The sequence below is a fragment of the Rhizobium sp. BK491 genome (genome assembly GCF_014194925.1).
Lineage (GTDB): Bacteria > Pseudomonadota > Alphaproteobacteria > Rhizobiales > Rhizobiaceae > Rhizobium.
This window is the reverse complement of sequence record NZ_JACIAR010000001.1, coordinates 1,418,900-1,434,849: the sequence shown is the minus strand read 5'-3', so window position 1 is coordinate 1,434,849 and position 15,950 is coordinate 1,418,900. Positions and strand designations below refer to the sequence as shown.

Here is a 15,950-nt window from a genome sequence, read left to right as displayed (position 1 = left end):
TGTCGGGAAGATGTTGCAGGCTGTCGCATCGCTATAAGTCGATCTTTGGTGGACAGATTTGCCGAAAAGCGTTAGGCCTCGCTCATGAACAAGAGAGCTGTAAGACTCATCGAGAATGGTGCGATCGAATCCGCGATGCGAACGATCGAGACCGAGAGACGGGGCATGGAAGCGCTGGAACGCGCACTGACCAACGGTCTGGCCGAGCCTTTCAGCCGCGCGGTGGAGATCATAGGCGATATTTCCGGCCGTGTGGTGATCACCGGCGTCGGCAAGAGCGGCCATATCGGCAACAAACTCGCCGCAAGCCTGGCGTCCACGGGTACGCCGGCATTCTTCGTGCACCCGGTCGAAGCCAATCACGGCGATCTCGGCATGATCACGCAGCATGATGTCATCATCGCCATATCGTGGGGCGGCGAGAGCGCTGAGCTGCGTGGCATCATCAGCTATTCACGCCGTTTCTCGATCCCCATGATCGCGATCACTGCCGGCGAGACTTCTACACTCGCGCGCGAATCGGATGTGGTGCTGCTGCTGCCCAAGGAGCAGGAGGCCTGCCCGCATGGGCTGGCGCCGACGACATCGACGCTGCTGCAGCTTGCCATCGGCGATGCGCTGACCGTCGCCTTGCTGGAGGCGCGCGGTTTTACGGCCGAAGATTTCCGTACCTTCCATCCGGGCGGCAAGCTCGGTGCCAGCCTCTCGCATGTGGCCGACATTATGCATAAAGGCGACAGTGTGCCGCTCGTCAAGCTTGGAACCGGCATGCCGGAAGCGGCGATGACGCTATCGAAGATGCGGTTTGGCTGCGTGGGCGTGATCGATGATGATGGTTGCCTGTGCGGTATCGTCACCGATGGCGATATCGCCCGCAATCTCGGCACCAGCCTCGCGGAGAAGCTGGTGGACGAGGTGATGACCCCCAATCCGAAAACGGTGAAGGAAACGACGCTGGCGACGAGCGCCATGGCCGTGCTCAACCGCCACAATATCTCGGCTTTGATGGTCATCGATGAAGCGCGCCGGCCGATCGGCGTCGTGCATTTCCACGATCTGCTGCGGATCGGCGTCGCCTGATCAGACCGGTTCGACTGTGAGCTCGCGGCCGTTGCTGGCGACCACCTTGACGCGGGTGCCGACAGGCAGGTCCGGTCCGCTGACGGTCCAATAGGTATCGTTCAGGCGAATGCGCCCGCGGCCCTCGGCGATCGGCTGGTCGAGTGTTGCCGTGCGGCCAACCAGGCTCGCGCCGCGCTGGTTCAGGAACGGCTCGTCGGTCACCTGGTTGTTGTTATAGAGATAGCGGCGGCCGATGAGAGTGACGATCACCGCTGTGGCGGCGAAGACCAGTCCTTGTACCTGCCAGGCCCAGAAGCTGCTTTCCCAAAACAGAAGCGACAAGGCGCCGACGATGATCGCGGCGAGCCCGATCCAGACGAGAAAGAAGCCGGGCAGGATCAGTTCGGCGGCAAGCAGCACCAAACCCACGAGCCACCAGCTCCAGGGCCCGAGTTCGACTATGAGATTGTCGAACATGTCAGCTCTCCTTCGGCGTCAGCGGATTAATCGAAGGCGTCGTGCGGGTAGGGCCGGAACGCGGGCGGGGTGGCTGCGGCGTGCCGCTGCCATCGCCGTTATCGCCGAAGACTTCGCGGGCGATAGCGCCGATGCCACCAAGAGAACCGATAATGGAGCTCGCCTCCATCGGCATCAGCACGATCTTGGAATTGCCCGCGGAGCCGATTGCAGTCAGGGCTTCGGTATATTTCTGGGCGATGAAGTAGTTGATTGCCTGCACATTACCTTCTGCAATCGCTTCGGACACCATGCGGGTCGCCTTGGCTTCGGCCTCGGCCAGTCGTTCGCGCGCTTCGGCATTGCGAAATGCTGCTTCGCGCTGACCTTCGGCTTGCAAAACGGCCGCCTGCTTCGCGCCCTCGGCGCGGAGAATTTGCGCGTTGCGCAGACCTTCCGCCTCCAGAACCTGAGCGCGCTTTTCGCGTTCCGCCTTCATCTGCCGGCCCATAGCGTCAACCAGGTCTTTCGGCGGTTGGATGTCCTTGATTTCGACGCGCGTTACCTTGATGCCCCAGGGCTCCACCGCCTCATCGACCACGCGCAGCAGCCGTTCGTTGATGGCATCGCGATTAGACAAGAGCTCATCGAGATCCATGGAGCCCATGACGGAGCGGATATTCGTCTTGGTGAGGTTGAGGATCGCGCTTTCGAGATTGGTGATCTGATAGGCCGCCTGCGCCGCATTCAACACCTGGAAGAATGCGACCGCATCGGCGGAAACGCTCGCATTGTCCTTCGTGATGACTTCCTGGGTCGGCACGGCCAACACCTGTTCCATCACGTTCATTCGCACCCCGATTGTTTCGATGAAGGGTACGATCAGATTGAGCCCCGGTTCCAGCGTTCGGATATAGCGTCCGAAGCGTTGAACTGTGTACCGATAGCCTTGTGGTACGGTCTTGATGCCTGCGAACAGCACCAGAATGACGAAGATCACCAAGGCGATCACAACGATGCTGAAACCACCGACTACCATCGAACTCCTCCATGGACGCACCCGCCTCAACAGGTTCGCGTCGCCTAAACCGCTGCGATTTGGCCTCCCTATGCTCGGTCGAGCTCATGAGGCGGCAGCTCAATCAGATGTGGTGGGTTAGCATGTTCTCAGCAAGTGAGGAATGGGGCTACAGCGGACGTTTTGCTGCGAGCCGATCAAGCAATCGTCCTTCGGGTCTTGCGCCCGGCGATTGATATTCATACCTTATATGGAATTTCCGGCTCCGCTGCCTCGCAGCCTTTTCGGGCCAAGCCATCGCGCATCATCAGGGTGAAGCTATGAACTTAGATAGGACCTTGCGGTCGGTTGTGGCCGTGCACGCCTCAATTCCGGAAGACGCCTTTACGGCGGCAACGCTCGGCATCCGCAGGGAAGGCAGTGGCGTTGTCATCCGCGGTAACGGCCTGGTATTGACGATCGGCTATCTGATTACCGAAGCGGAAGAGGTCTGGCTCACGACCAATAGTGGCCGTGTCGTGCCTGGCCATGCGCTCGCTTACGATCAGGAAACGGGATTCGGTCTTGTGCAAGCGCTCGGGCCTCTCGATGTGCCCGCCCTCGAATTCGGCGACGCCGACAAGGCCGAGATCGGTGATGAAGTCGTTGTTGCTGACGGGATCGGTCAGTTCGTCGAGGCGAAGATCGTCGCAAAGCAGGAATTTGCCGGCTATTGGGAGTATCTGCTTGATGAGGCAATCTTCACGGCGCCCGCCCATCCCTCCTGGGGCGGCGCGGCTCTTGTTGACGAGGACGGCAAGCTTCTCGGTATCGGCTCGCTGCACTTGCAGATGGCGACGGAGAAGGGCGATAGCGCGGATATCAACATGATCGTGCCGATCAATCTGCTGATGCCGATCCTGGACGATCTGATCAAGCGCGGTCGGGTCAACAAGCCTCCGCGGCCCTGGCTCGGCGCCTTCTCCGCCGAAAGCAATGGCGAAGTCGTCGTCATGAGCGTCGCGGAGGGCGGCCCGGCGGCCAAGGCGGGCTTGCGTCGCGGCGACGTCATTTCCGAAATCCGCGATGGCGAGGTCGACGGGCTCGCCGATTTCTATCGCAAGATCTGGGAAAGCGGCCCGGCGGGTTCCGAGATCCCCATGCGTATATTGCGCGATGGCAGAGAGGCCTGGCTGCGCGTCAAATCCGCCGACCGCGGCAGCTTTCTCAAAAAGCCGCAGCTTCAGTAGACGAGTGTCGCCGGGATCAATCCCGGCGCTTCGTTCAAGCCCAGCCGAGCAGCTCCCGCCGCACCACCTTCTCCAGCACGTTCATGCCGTCTTCACTGTCGTTGAGACAGGGGATATGGGTGAATTTATCGCCGCCATTGTGGTGGAAGGATTCAGCCGCCTGCTCGGCGATCTCTTCCAGCGTCTCCAGGCAGTCGGAGACGAAGCCTGGATTGAGGACGGCAATTCGCTTGGTGCCGTTTCTTGCGAGCTCTTCCACGGTCTTGTCGGTATATGGCTGCAACCATTCCTCAGGTCCGAAGCGGGACTGGAACGTAACCATGAACTGGTCTTTGGATAGGCCGAGCTTCTCGCGCAGCAGCCTGCCGGTTTTCTGACAGAAACAGTAATAGGGATCGCCGAGCTTGAAGTAGGACATTGGTATGCCGTGGAAGGACGCGATGATCTTTTCGGGCTGCCAGTCCAGCGTCGAGAGGTGCCGGTTCACGGAATTGGCGAGCGCCTCGATATAGGTCTCGTCGTCGTGATATTGCGGCACGGTGCGGATTGCCGGCTGCCAGCGCATCTTTTGGAGCTTCTCGAAGGCCTTGTCGTTGACGGTTGCCGTCGTTGCAGCCGCATATTGCGGATAGAGCGGGAAGAGCACGATGCGCTCGCAGCCATCGTCCTTCAGCGCCTGAATGCGATCGGCGATCGAAGGCTGACCATAGCGCATGGCCCAATCGACCCTGACGTTGGGCAGGTCGCGCAGGCGCTCGGCCATCAGGTCTGACTGGTTGCGGGTGTAGGTGCGCAGATAGCTCTCGTTCTTGTCCTTGTTCCAGATCGTCTCATAGGCCTTGCCGACCTTCTGCGGCCGGGTGTTGAGCACGATGCCGAACAGGATCGGGTACCATTTCCAGCGCGACCACTCGATGACGCGGCGGTCGGTCAGGAATTCGCGCAGGTAGCGGCGCATCGAGGAATAATCGGTGCCGTCTGGCGTTCCGAGATTGATGAGCAGCACGCCGACCTTGCCGTATTTCACGCTGGGGTGACCGGGTGAAAGCGTGGTCAGGTCTGCTGTCATCGATTGAATTCCTCTCAAGATACGAAGCACTTCACATAAGAATAAAAGCCGGTCCGGGAAAGCCCGGACCGGCTGGAGTAAGCGAGACAAATCGTCTTACTTGGCCGGAATCTTCAACTTTTCGCCGACCGACAGGTGATGCGGCTTGATGTTGCGGTTGGCCACCACGAGTTTGTGCCACTGGCTGGCGCTGCCATAATAGGTCTTGGCGAGATCCCAGAGCGTGTCGCCGGCGACGACGACGTGGGTTGTGGGTGTCTTTGGCGGTTCGTTGCCCTTTGCCTCCGGCGCAGCTGTGGCCGTGGGTGCGGGGGTCGTCGGGGTTTCCGCCGCTGGAGCTGAGGTGGCCGGTGTCGAGGCTGCCGGATCCGATTTTGCCGGAGCGGACGGTGTCGCAGTCGGGTTTGCCAGCATGGTGGTAGTTGGCGTTGTCACCGTGGGAGGTGAGGAGGCCGGAGGGGTGGTCGTGGATGAGGCGCCGCCACCTGTAGCAGCTGCTGCCGGCTTCTGCTCCGGTGCTGTCTGCGTGGTATCGGCGGGCTTTGCGGGTTCCGGCTGCGCAGCTGGCGCTGCCGCGGCTATCTGGGTTATGCGGCCGTCCGTGTAGGGCTTGTAGGGATTATGCGCGCCGAGATAGTCGGCGACCACCGATTCCAGATTGGGGCCGAAGTCATAGGCGTTCTTGCCGTCCTTGGCGAAGACCGTATAGCCGTCGCCGCCTGCGCGCATATAGTTGTTGCTGACGACACCATAGGTCTTCTCCGGGTCGATCGGCTTGAACTCGGTGCCTTCCTGCACCTCGACGGAGACGAGACGGCTGCCTGCCGGCTTCGATTTGTCGAAGCTGTATTTGAGGCCGGCAACCTGCGGGAAGCGGCCCGCGCCGTCGTCGATCTGGCTGAGGCCGTTTTCGAGCGCCGCTTTCACGTCCGCGCCAGTCAGCTGGAAGGTTGCAACCGTGTTCTGGAAAGGCAGCACGGTTAGCACGTCGCCCATGCTGACATCGCCGGCGCCGATTGAGGCGCGCAAGCCGCCGCCGTTCTGGATGGCAATGGAGATTCCTTGCGCCTTGGTGCGGTCGAGCATCGCATCGGCGACGAGATTGCCCATCGAGCATTCCCGAACGCGGCAGACTTCACGCGCGCCTTCGATCGGCTCCTGCGAATTGCCGATGATCTTCTTGCGCAGTTCCTGGATCGGTTTCGCCATCTCCTGCACGCGTGCAAGGATCGTTGGATCGGGCTTGATGGAGGAATCGAGCAGGATCGGATCGCCCTTGGCGTCCTTGACGGCGCCATTGTCGTCGAAGGTGACGACGATGTCGCCGAGATATTTGCTGTAGGACGCGGCCTGGACGACGGGCACTTTATAGCCGGCCGGATTGTCGACCATGGTCGGGTAGGGGCCGGCTGCCTTCGGATCGGTATTCGACAGGAGCGTATGCGAGTGGCCGCCGACCACGACGCTGACGCCGGCGATCTTGGCGATCTTCTCGACATCGCGCGGATAGCCGACATGAGTGAGCGCGATGATCTTGTTGACGCCTTGCGATTTCAGGGCATCGACTTCGGCACTGATGGCGGCAGCATCGTCAGTGATCTTCACATGCGGGCCGGGAGAGGCAAGTTCCGGTGTTTCGGTCGTCACCGCACCGACGATACCGATCTTCTGGCCGCCGATATCGAGCACGATCGACTTCTTGATGCGTTCCCCCAGCTTCGACTGGTCGTCGACCACCAGATTGGCCGTCACGACGGGGAACTGCGCCTTGTCGAGGAAAGCGGCAAGCGGGCCTTCGCCATCGTCGAACTCATGATTGCCGACCGTCATGGCATCGATCTTCATGTCATTGAGGAATTCGACTTCGGCAGCGCCCTTGTAGGTCGTGTAGAATAGGGAGCCCTGGAAGTTGTCGCCGGCATCGAGGACGAGGACGTTCTGGCCGGCAAGCGCGGCGCGGCGCTGGTCGATGATGGTCTTCAGCCGGGCTGCGCCGCCGAAGCACTCGTTCTTGGCTTCTTCTTCTGCGGAGCACGTCGCGTCGAACTTGTTGATCGACTCCACGCGCGAATGGAAATCGTTGAAGTGCAGGATGTTGAGCTGATAGTCCGCGAAGGCGGCGCTGGTGCTCAGCGCCAGCAGCGTGGCGGCCAAAAGACCCACTCCGAAGGGCTGCTTCATCTGTCTCTCCTGTTGGTCATTGCAATCCGGCCCGCCAATGCCCGAGGCGGTCCCCCATGCCGATGTTTCCATCCCCGCGGAGCGAGCGCAAGTAAAAGCTGTTGGCCTCATTCGGATTTTACAAAGAAGCGAAATGGCCCGCCGGATCAGGCGCAGGCTTCGACTGAGGCTGCACCATAGGATTCGCGCAGCGCCGCAGCGGCATTCCAGCCGACGGAGCAGAAGACGAGCGCACAACAGAGGAAGGCGACAAGATGCAGGCGCCGATTCCGCCTCCGGTAAAGCAGGATAGCGCCGGCACCGTAGACGAGCAAAGCCGGTATGGCGAAGAGGAGGACGCTCGCTGGGCCGTCGCAATCAAGGGCGTCGATGCCCTGAGCCCGATAGCTGTTTACAGGGAGGACCGTCGCCATAATGGCGACGGGCAATGCCGCGACAAGTGCCAGATAGAGGATCAGCATGCCGCGCATGATGCCTTATCCGTCCATCGGGTCTCTATCAGCCCTGGCGATTGAGCGAGAAGTGCCCACCGGTTTCGGAGGTGCAATTGAGCTGGCTGGGATTGGCCAGGAAGCAATTCACCTTCGATGATGTGCGCTTGATGTTCGAATAGAGATTGATCTGGATCACGCCGGATGGATCGGTCGTATAGGTTCCCGAGGCCATCTGCTGGTTCGTGCCATCAGTGGTATGCGTTTCGAATCGGCCGCCGTTGAAGGTCGAACTCAGGCCGTTCGAATCAGCCCAGCTTCCTTCCACCGAATTCATGCGCGGCTGGGAGCCACCCGGGTTCATCCCCATCGGCGGCGGTCTGGAGCCGCCGAAATCGACGCAGGCAGAGAGGGCCGCGGCGGCGGCAACGAGGGCAAGAACGGTTCTCATCTTCATAAATATCTCCCGCGAATGAAGGCGGTCTAAAGGCGTATCGGTTGCAAGGAAGATGCCGCGACCATCGGGCTAAAGCAAGACGCTCCAAGCGATCTGCTTGATTTATCTGGCTTGCGTAACAAAAATGCCCGCACGACTTGTGCGGGCATTCGGGTCTGGCATCAAGCTGACACGATACCCTCAGCGAACCAGAATGTTCCGGAACTGCCAGGGGTCTTTGGTGTCGATGTCTTCCGGGAAGAGGCCCGGACGGCCGTCGAGCGGGGTCCAGTCGGTGTAGTGACCTTCGACCGGGCCGAGATAGGGCAGCTGTACTTCGAGGCAGCGCTTGTAATCGATTTCGTCGGCTTCCACGATGCCGGCCTTCGGGTTTTCCAACGCCCAGACCATGCCGGCGAGCACGGCTGATGTCACCTGCAGACCGGTGGCGTTCTGGTAGGGAGCGATGCGGCGGGTCTCTTCGAGAGACAGGCGCGAGCCGTACCAGTAGGCATTCTTGGCATGGCCGTAAAGCAGCACGCCGAGTTCGTCGATGCCGTCTTCCAGCTCGTCCTCGTCGAGAACGTGATGGACCGGCTGCGGCGTGCCGCCATTGCCGAACATCTCATGCAGCGAGAGCACGGCGTCATTGGCCGGATGATAGGCGTAATGGCAGGTCGGGCGGAAAGTGACTTCGCCGTCCTTGTCGCGGACGGTGAAATAGTCGGCGATCGAGATCGACTCGTTATGGGTGACGAGGAAGCCGTATTGCGGGCCGGGGGTAGGGCACCACGTGCGCACACGGGTATTGGCGCCCGGCTGCTCCAGATAGATGGCGGCCTTGCAGCCCTTCTTGTGCTTCTTGGCGTTCTTCGGCATCCATTCTTCATGGGTGCCCCAGCCGAGTTCGGCCGGCTGCAGACCTTCGGAAATGAAGCCTTCTACGGACCAGGTGTTCCAGAAGACGTTAAGCGGCTTCGGATGCTTGGTGCGCTGCGTGTCGCGCTCGGCGATGTGAACGCCCTTGACGCCGACCTTCTTCATCAGCTTTGCCCAGCCTTCGCGATCATGCTGATCCGGCTCTTCGAACTTCAGGCCGATATCCTTGGCGAGATTGACGAGCGCCTGCTTGACGAACCAGGAGACCATGCCCGGATTGGCGCCGCAGGTGGAAACGGCCGTCGCGCCGCCCGGGTTCTTTTCCTTCTCCTTGCGCATGGTTTCGCGCAGCGCATAGTTGGTGCGGTCGGCGTTCTTCAGGCCCTTGTCGAAGTAGAAGCCAAGCCAGGGCTCGACGACGGTGTCGATATAGAGCACATCGAGCTTGCGGCACAGCTTGACCAGGTCGAGCGAGCCGGTATCAACCGAGAGGTTGACGCAGAAGCCCTGGCCGTCGCCTTCCGTCAGGAGGGGCTTCAGGAGGTCCTTGTAATTGTCCTTGGTGACATATTCCTGGATATGACGGACGCCATGCTTTTCCAGGATCGCCAGGTGCTCGGCGTCCATCTGCGGGTCGATGACGACCATCCGGCTCTTGTCGAATTTGAAATGGCGCTCGATCAGGGGCAGGGTGCCACGGCCAATGGAGCCAAAGCCGATCATCACGATCGGACCGGTAATTTCGGCATATACCGGATAGTTGTGTTTCGTCATTCTTTTCTCCTTCGAAAGGCGGGACGCCGTTCGGTTCACGAAATTCAATTAGAGTTTGCGCGAAAGCGCTGGCAGAGTTTGCGCGAAAACGCGAGGTGAGCGGCTCTAATCATAATTTGATGTCACAATAAAGAGCTGTTGAGGGTTAGCCGGGCAAAGTCAAGTGGAGGGCAACATACACGCCATATGCGACGAGTTTGTTGCCCTCAAGGTTGGTTTTCGCTGACATAAACGGAATGGGCGGCAGGCAAGCGCCTTCCGTCGCCTAGGCCTTCAGGCCTTCCAGCCCGTCGACGACGGTGGTGAGGGCGATTTCCTGGACTTCGTAAATGGCGACACCGTGGATCGTGAAGGGGTCGGCCGCGACATAGGCTTCAAGTTCCGCCCGCTCGCCACGTGCGAAGATGACGCCGCCTGTGCGCGGTACCTTGCGGCCGGAAGCGAGGAACCAGCCCCTAGCATAGCCCTCCTGCACCCAGGCCATATGCGGCTGCATGTGCTTGTCGGCTTCGTCATTGCCCTTGAGGTAGGTGAGCGAGAGAATGAACATGCAATCAATTCCATAGGAGTTGTGCGCGGATCAGGCCGCGCAGGGAGTTTCCGACATAAAGGGGACGGTCTTTCAGCTCATCGAGCCGGATGCGGCCGACGCGAGCCTTGCGCTGGCAGATGAGCTCGGTGCGCAGGACACCGGCAAGCAGACCGGCTGATATGGGCGGGGTTCTGAGCAGGTCCGCGCTGTCCTCAAGGAAGATCGAGGTGATCGTTCCCTCGCACACCTCGTCCTTCTCATTCAGGAGCAGGACTTCATCTGCCTCGTCTGGCCGGCATTCCGCGCGGGCTGCTTCATAGATGCCACGTCGGGTGGTTTTAAAACGCAGCAGCTTGTCGGAGGAATCGAGCCGGGTCGCAGCGATGCGCAAGCGCCAGACTGTGTCAGGCAAAAGCGGGACAAACGGCGCCGTCGTCACTTCCGTTTGCCCTTCGTGGTCCAGCGTCAGCCGCACTCGCAAGGGTGCGGCAGCGCCGGCAACCGCCTCTTCCAGTTTTCCAAGCACGTTCTTCGGGGCTGCAAAGCCTAAACGGCGGGCGGAACGCTGCAGCCGGGCAAGATGCAGGCGCAGGCGGACGAAGCCGTTACCCGGCTCGTAGCGCAGCGTCTCGATGAGGGAAAAATTCTCTACCGCTCGATCCATCTATCCCCCACGGCAAAGCGCGCCTTGAGGAGGCATTCCTCATATTCCGCTTCCGCCGTCGAATCGAAGACGATGCCCCCACCGACATTGAACACCGCGCGGCCGTCTTCGAAAAGCGTGATCGTGCGGATCGCCACCGAAAAACGCATGGCGCCCGTGGGCGAGATCATGCCGATCGCGCCGCAATAGGCGTCACGCGGGCCGTCTTCCAGTTCATGAAGGATTTCCATCGCCCGCATTTTGGGTGCACCGGTGATCGAGCCGCAGGGAAAAAGCGCTGCGAGAATGTCGCGGATCGATATGCCCGGACGCAGCTTCGCCTGGACATGGCTGACCATCTGATGGAGCGTCGGATAGGTCTCGATCTCGAAGAGCTTTGGCACGTCGAGTGTGCCGACCTCGGTGATGCGCGAGATATCGTTGCGCAGGAGGTCGACGATCATACGGTTTTCGGCCTGCGTCTTTTCGTCGGCAAGCATGGCGGCGACGATGCGCTCGTCCTCGGCGGCATTCGCACCGCGCTTGGCCGTGCCTTTCATCGGATGCGTCTCGATCCAGCCGTTCTCGTCCGTGCGGAAGAAAAGCTCCGGCGAGCGCGACAGGATGATCGGACCGCCGAGATCGACGAGCGCGCCGTATTTCACCGGCTGCCGTTCGATCAGCGACCAGAAGGCGGCGCGGGGATCACCGTTCCATCGCGCATGGATCGGCATGGTAAGGTTTGCTTGATAGCAGTCGCCAAGGCGCAAATGCAGATGCAGCCTGTCGAAGCGCTCCTGATAGGTCTCGAAATTCCAGGCCGCTTTCGGCTCTGTCAGTAATTCCTGGTTTTCCATGCGCTTGGCTGGTTGGCAGAGCGGGTGGTCGCCCGCAGCAGGGCCGTCGAAAACGCCGAAGCAGAGCAGGGGCGTTTCCCTATTCTCCTCGGCGAAAGGGGCGAGTTTTTCCTCGAAGAGATGGCCGGCCTCATAGGCGATATAGCCGGCAAGCCATTGTCCTTGCCGCTTGGCCTCCTCCATCCGATTGAGGGCATCGAAAAATTGCGCGCGCGTATGGGCGATAATGATCTCGGCCGGTTCGGCGAAGATCATCATCTGTCCTGTGCTGTCGTCCCTGAAGAGGACGTAGGGTATGGCATCGACCATGCGCGGATTTCGATCAGGTTCTCGTTATATCGATTGTCAGGCTTTAGTTGTGCCTACCGCAACCAGGCGTATGGCCCCTCACCCCAACCCTCTCCCCGCAGGCGGGGAGAGGGGACCGATCCGACATTGCCGCGCCATTCGTGCCCAAATGATGCGAAGGCTGAGCCGCGGCTCCCTCTCCCCGCATAGGCGGGGCGAGGGTTGGGGTGAGGGGCCATGCGCGAGGTTGCGGCAATGGCAGACATGCCTGACCTGCTCCTACGAGCAGACGGGATTTCAGTTCTTATCTAACGCTTCCAACTCATCGATCAGCCCTTCGATCATCGACAGGCCCTTGCTCCAGAACGACGGATCGGTCGCGTCGAGGCCAAAAGGCTTCAGAAGCTCAGAGTGGTGCTTGGTGCCGCCGGCCTTCAGGAGCTCGAAATACTTGTCCTGGAAGCCCTTTTCGGCGTTCTGGTAGACCGCATAGAGCGAGTTTACCAGGCAATCGCCAAAGGCATAGGCATAGACGTAGAAGGGCGAGTGGATGAAATGGGGGATATAGGCCCAATAGGTCTCATAGCCCTCGGAGATCTTGATCGCCGGGCCTAGGCTCTCTTCCTGCACGGAGAGCCACAGCTCGCCGATATTGTCCGATGTCAGTTCGCCATTCTTGCGGGCGGTATGCACCTTGCGCTCGAATTCGTAGAAGGCGATCTGGCGCACGACCGTATTGATCATGTCCTCGACCTTCTGGGCGAGCATGGCCTTGCGTTCGCGCTTGTCGGTAGTCTTGTCGAGGAGCGCGCGGAAGGTCAGCATCTCGCCGAAGACGGATGCGGTTTCCGCCAATGTCAGCGGCGTCTGGCACATCAGCGCCCCCTGGCCGCCGGCCAGCACCTGATGCACGCCGTGGCCGAGCTCATGCGCCAGCGTCATGACATCGCGCGGCTTGCCCATGTAATTGACGAGGACATAGGGATGGGCTGACGGGACGGTCGGATGCGCGAACGCACCGGGCGCTTTGCCGGGACGTACCGGCGCGTCGATCCATTCCTCATCGAAAAAGCGCTTGGCGATCGCAGCCATTTCAGGCGCGAAATTGCCGTAGGCCGAAAGAACCGTGTCCTTCGCATCGGTCCAGGGGATCAGTGCATTTGGTGTTTCCGGCAGCGGCGCGTTACGATCCCAGAAATTCATCTGCTCCATGCCGAGCCATTTGGCTTTCATCTTGTAATAACGATGCGACAGGCGCGGATAGGCGTCGCGCACGGCGGCTGCCAAGGCATCGACGACCTCGCGCTCGACGCGGTTGGCGAGATGCCTGCTATCGGCAATATCCTCGAAACCGCGCCAACGGTCGGAAATTTCCTTATCCTTGGCGAGGGTATTGGTGATCAGCGTGAAGGTGCGCAGGTTCGCCTTGAAGGTTTCGGCAAGCGCCATGGCCGCCTTGCGACGCACTTCGGGGTCCTGCTCCTGCAGCATGTTCAAGGCCACTTCCAGCGGCTGCTTCTCGCCGTCGATCTCGAAGCGCAGTTCTGCCATCGTCTCGTCGAACAGTCGGTTGAAGGCGGCAGCGCTCGTCATCGACTTTTCCAGGAACAACTGTTCGAGCTTGTCGTCGAGCTGATGCGGCTTGTCCTTGCGCAGATCGACGATCCACGGGCGGTAGTGACCGGCGGTGGCGTCGTTCGCCATGCAGGCATCCATGACTGCGTCGTCGATGCGGTTCAATTCCAGCGGAAAGAACAGCAGGTGCGCGGCGTAGTCCGTCAGCTTTGCCTGGACGTCGCCATAGAGCTTGCCGTTGGCCGGATCGATGGTGTTCGTGAAATAGGTGAGCCCGGCATAGGAGCCGAGGCGGCCCATGATATCGTCAAGCGCCTCATACTCCTTGATGGCGGCGCCGATGCCGGCATCCCCCGATTTGGCGGCGGCTTCGGTCAGCTTGCCTTTCCACTTTTCCTCGAAGGCAATGGCCAGCTTGCGGGCCTTTTCGATGTCTCCAAGAAATTCCGGCGAGGTCGCGGACGGATAGAGATCGCTGAGCTTCCAGGCGGGCAGCTCGCCAAGCGCCTCGCCGGCGGCCGAGCTTGCGGAGAAGTTAAGAGAGTGGCGGAGCGAGGTCGGGCTCATGGGCGAAATTTCCTCTGCTTTTATCTTTCGGATCGTCCGATCCATTCGTGTCTAGTGGGCTGGAAAGGCCACCGCAAGGCCTGATTTTCCAGCGCCGGCCGTTGATTCATAAGCGATTTTATATTCGTCATAATGATTAAAATGCGATGGTTTGGCAAAACTTCATGTTCAAGCCTTTCTGCGAATGTCCGCGTCAGGTTTCGCATGAAGTGAGGCACCAATGACCGTTTACAATAGCGCCAAGGGAGGCGCGCAGATTCTCGTTGTTGAGGATGATCCGATTCAACGCCGTCTGCTGAAGAATGCCATCGAGCGGCACGGACACGTTGCCCATTTGGCAGAAAATGGCCGTCTCGGCCTGGAGTTCCTGAAGCGTGGCCACGATCAGATTAATGTGATCGTGCTCGATCTCATGATGCCGGAAATGAACGGCATCGAGTTCCTGGGCGCTCTGAACGATATGGGCATCGACCTGCCCGTCATCGTGCAGACCGGGCAGGGCGGCATCGATACCGTGGTGCAGGCCATGCGCGCCGGCGCCTTCGATTTCGTTGTCAAGCCTGTGTCGCCGGAGCGTATCGCTGCGTCGATCGCCAACGCCCTGAAGCTCGACCAGCGCGAGGCGAAGGCCCGCGCCGGGCGCAAGTCGCGCTCGAGCAGCATCTCCTTCGACGACATCGTCTCGGCAAGTCCGGCGATGATGCGCGTGATCGATCTCGCCCATCGGGCGGCGCAATCGAGCATTCCGGTGGTGCTGGAAGGCGAATCGGGCGTCGGCAAGGAACTGGTGGCTCGCGCCATTCAGGCCGCCAGCGATCGTGCCGGCAAGCCGTTCGTGATCGTCAATTGCGGTGCGATCCCGCACAATCTCGTCGAAAGCATCCTTTTCGGACACGAGAAGGGCGCATTCACGGGTGCGACCGAACGCCATGTCGGCAAATTCATGGAAGCCGATGGTGGCACGCTGTTCCTCGACGAAATCGGCGATCTGCCGCTGGAAGTCCAGGTCAAGCTTTTGCGCGCCGTGCAGCAGGGCGAAATCGAGACCGTCGGCGCACGTGTCGCGCAGAAGGTCAATGTCCGGCTGATCTCGGCCACCAACAAGGATCTGATCGAAGAGGTCAAGGCAGGGCGATTCCGCGAGGATCTCTACTATCGCCTCAATGTCTTCCCGATTACGATGCCGGCCCTGCGCCGCCGCAAGGAGGACATCCCGCATCTGGCGCGCGCTTTCGCCGACCGGTTTGCGCTGGAGCAGAAGCTCGATCGCCCGCTTGGTATCAGCAATGATGCTCTAGCCTTGCTGACGGCCTATGACTGGCCGGGCAATATCCGCCAGCTCGAAAACGCGATCTTCCGCGCAGTCGTTCTGTCCGAAGGACCGGAATTGCTCGATACGGATTTTCCGCAGATCGCCGCGCAGCTGCCGGGTTATTTCGCCGTCGAGCATCCGACTTTGGTTGTGGATAATTCGCATGCCTCGTCGGCTGGACTTCTGGCGGCTGAAAGAAGCGAGCGGATCCCTTACGGGGTTGCGCAGGCATCGCCTGCAACTCCTCCGCTTGCTTCCGCCGATGCCTCGGCCGGTGCTTCCGACAACGTCATCGTCAGCACGAACACCTTGGGCGACGTAAGAAAACTGGCGGATGTAGAGGAAGAATTGATCCGATTCGCCCTTAAATTCTATCGCGGGCAGATGAGTCAGGTGGCGAGGAAGCTCGGTATCGGGCGCTCAACTCTCTACCGTAAGTTGAAAGACTATGGCATCGACCCGGATGATCCGCAAAAAAGCGCGGCATGAGAAAAAGCTTAACGTTTAGGCAAGCATATTTTGTTACCCGTCGTAAAGCACTTGTTAGTGCATCGTTCACCATGTATGAAGGGGGCGACCATGTGTGGCATTTTTGCCATCGTGTCACCGCAATTGACAGCCATTTGGAACACGATGCGACA

At 60.2% G+C, this 15,950-nt stretch carries 14 protein-coding genes; 3 read left to right on the top strand and 11 right to left on the bottom strand.

Annotated elements, in window-relative coordinates:
- Positions 1–84: 84 nt before the first annotated feature.
- On the top strand, positions 85–1,080 hold the full coding sequence (locus FHX05_RS07200) for a KpsF/GutQ family sugar-phosphate isomerase (protein WP_015341083.1): 996 nt from the start codon (positions 85–87) through the stop codon (positions 1,078–1,080).
- Here FHX05_RS07200 and FHX05_RS07195 read toward each other — a convergent pair whose 3' ends face one another.
- Together FHX05_RS07195 and FHX05_RS07190 are read right to left on the bottom strand one after the other, a co-directional pair.
- Complete coding sequence (locus tag FHX05_RS07195; protein ID WP_183871092.1) at positions 1,081–1,539, bottom strand: NfeD family protein; 459 nt, start codon at positions 1,537–1,539, stop codon at positions 1,081–1,083. It lies immediately after the preceding gene.
- 1 nt (position 1,540) lies between these two features.
- Positions 1,541–2,557 carry an SPFH domain-containing protein gene (locus FHX05_RS07190; protein ID WP_183871091.1) on the bottom strand — a complete coding sequence of 339 codons (1,017 nt, stop codon included), beginning with the start codon at positions 2,555–2,557 and terminating at the stop codon, positions 1,541–1,543.
- A gap of 299 nt (positions 2,558–2,856) precedes the next feature.
- Between FHX05_RS07190 and FHX05_RS07185 the strand changes: the two genes are divergently transcribed.
- Positions 2,857–3,765 carry a S1C family serine protease gene (locus tag FHX05_RS07185; RefSeq protein WP_183714558.1) on the top strand — a complete coding sequence of 303 codons (909 nt, stop codon included), beginning with the start codon at positions 2,857–2,859 and terminating at the stop codon, positions 3,763–3,765.
- 34 nt (positions 3,766–3,799) lie between these two features.
- Here the strand turns inward: FHX05_RS07185 and hemH are convergent, their stop codons facing one another.
- From hemH to FHX05_RS07140, 9 genes are all read right to left on the bottom strand, one after another.
- A complete protein-coding gene (hemH, locus tag FHX05_RS07180) occupies positions 3,800–4,834 on the bottom strand; it encodes a ferrochelatase (protein ID WP_183871090.1) in 1,035 nt (344 codons plus the stop codon).
- 96 nt (positions 4,835–4,930) lie between these two features.
- On the bottom strand, positions 4,931–7,015 hold the full coding sequence (locus FHX05_RS07175) for a 5'-nucleotidase C-terminal domain-containing protein (RefSeq protein ID WP_183871089.1): 2,085 nt from the start codon (positions 7,013–7,015) through the stop codon (positions 4,931–4,933).
- A 146-nt stretch (positions 7,016–7,161) separates the two neighbouring features.
- Complete coding sequence (locus tag FHX05_RS07170; RefSeq protein WP_183714566.1) at positions 7,162–7,485, bottom strand: hypothetical protein; 324 nt, start codon at positions 7,483–7,485, stop codon at positions 7,162–7,164.
- Between the two features lie 28 nt (positions 7,486–7,513).
- Positions 7,514–7,903 carry a hypothetical protein gene (locus FHX05_RS07165; protein WP_183871088.1) on the bottom strand — a complete coding sequence of 130 codons (390 nt, stop codon included), beginning with the start codon at positions 7,901–7,903 and terminating at the stop codon, positions 7,514–7,516.
- 180 nt (positions 7,904–8,083) lie between these two features.
- Positions 8,084–9,535, bottom strand: a complete 1,452-nt coding sequence (locus FHX05_RS07160; protein WP_112609583.1) for a homospermidine synthase — start codon at positions 9,533–9,535, stop codon at positions 8,084–8,086.
- Between the two features lie 265 nt (positions 9,536–9,800).
- A complete protein-coding gene (locus FHX05_RS07155; protein ID WP_183871087.1) occupies positions 9,801–10,085 on the bottom strand; it encodes a YciI family protein in 285 nt (94 codons plus the stop codon).
- Positions 10,086–10,089: 4 nt separating this feature from the next.
- Positions 10,090–10,731: an aminotransferase class IV family protein gene (locus FHX05_RS07150; RefSeq protein WP_183871086.1), complete on the bottom strand. Its 642-nt coding sequence runs from the start codon at positions 10,729–10,731 to the stop codon at positions 10,090–10,092.
- Entirely contained in the window at positions 10,716–11,876 is a 1,161-nt protein-coding gene (locus FHX05_RS07145; protein ID WP_183871085.1) for an aminodeoxychorismate synthase component I, read from the bottom strand. The genes FHX05_RS07150 and FHX05_RS07145 overlap by 16 nt, the downstream gene beginning before the upstream one ends.
- 276 nt (positions 11,877–12,152) lie before the next feature.
- Positions 12,153–13,997, bottom strand: coding sequence for a M3 family oligoendopeptidase (locus FHX05_RS07140; RefSeq protein ID WP_183871084.1), 1,845 nt, complete (start codon positions 13,995–13,997; stop codon positions 12,153–12,155).
- Between the two features lie 220 nt (positions 13,998–14,217).
- Here FHX05_RS07140 and FHX05_RS07135 point away from each other — a divergent pair, with 220 nt between their 5' ends.
- The gene (locus tag FHX05_RS07135) at positions 14,218–15,798 is read left to right on the top strand and encodes a sigma-54 dependent transcriptional regulator (RefSeq protein ID WP_112609573.1); all 1,581 of its coding nucleotides are present in this window, start codon (positions 14,218–14,220) and stop codon (positions 15,796–15,798) included.
- The last annotated feature ends 152 nt before the right edge of the window (positions 15,799–15,950 follow it).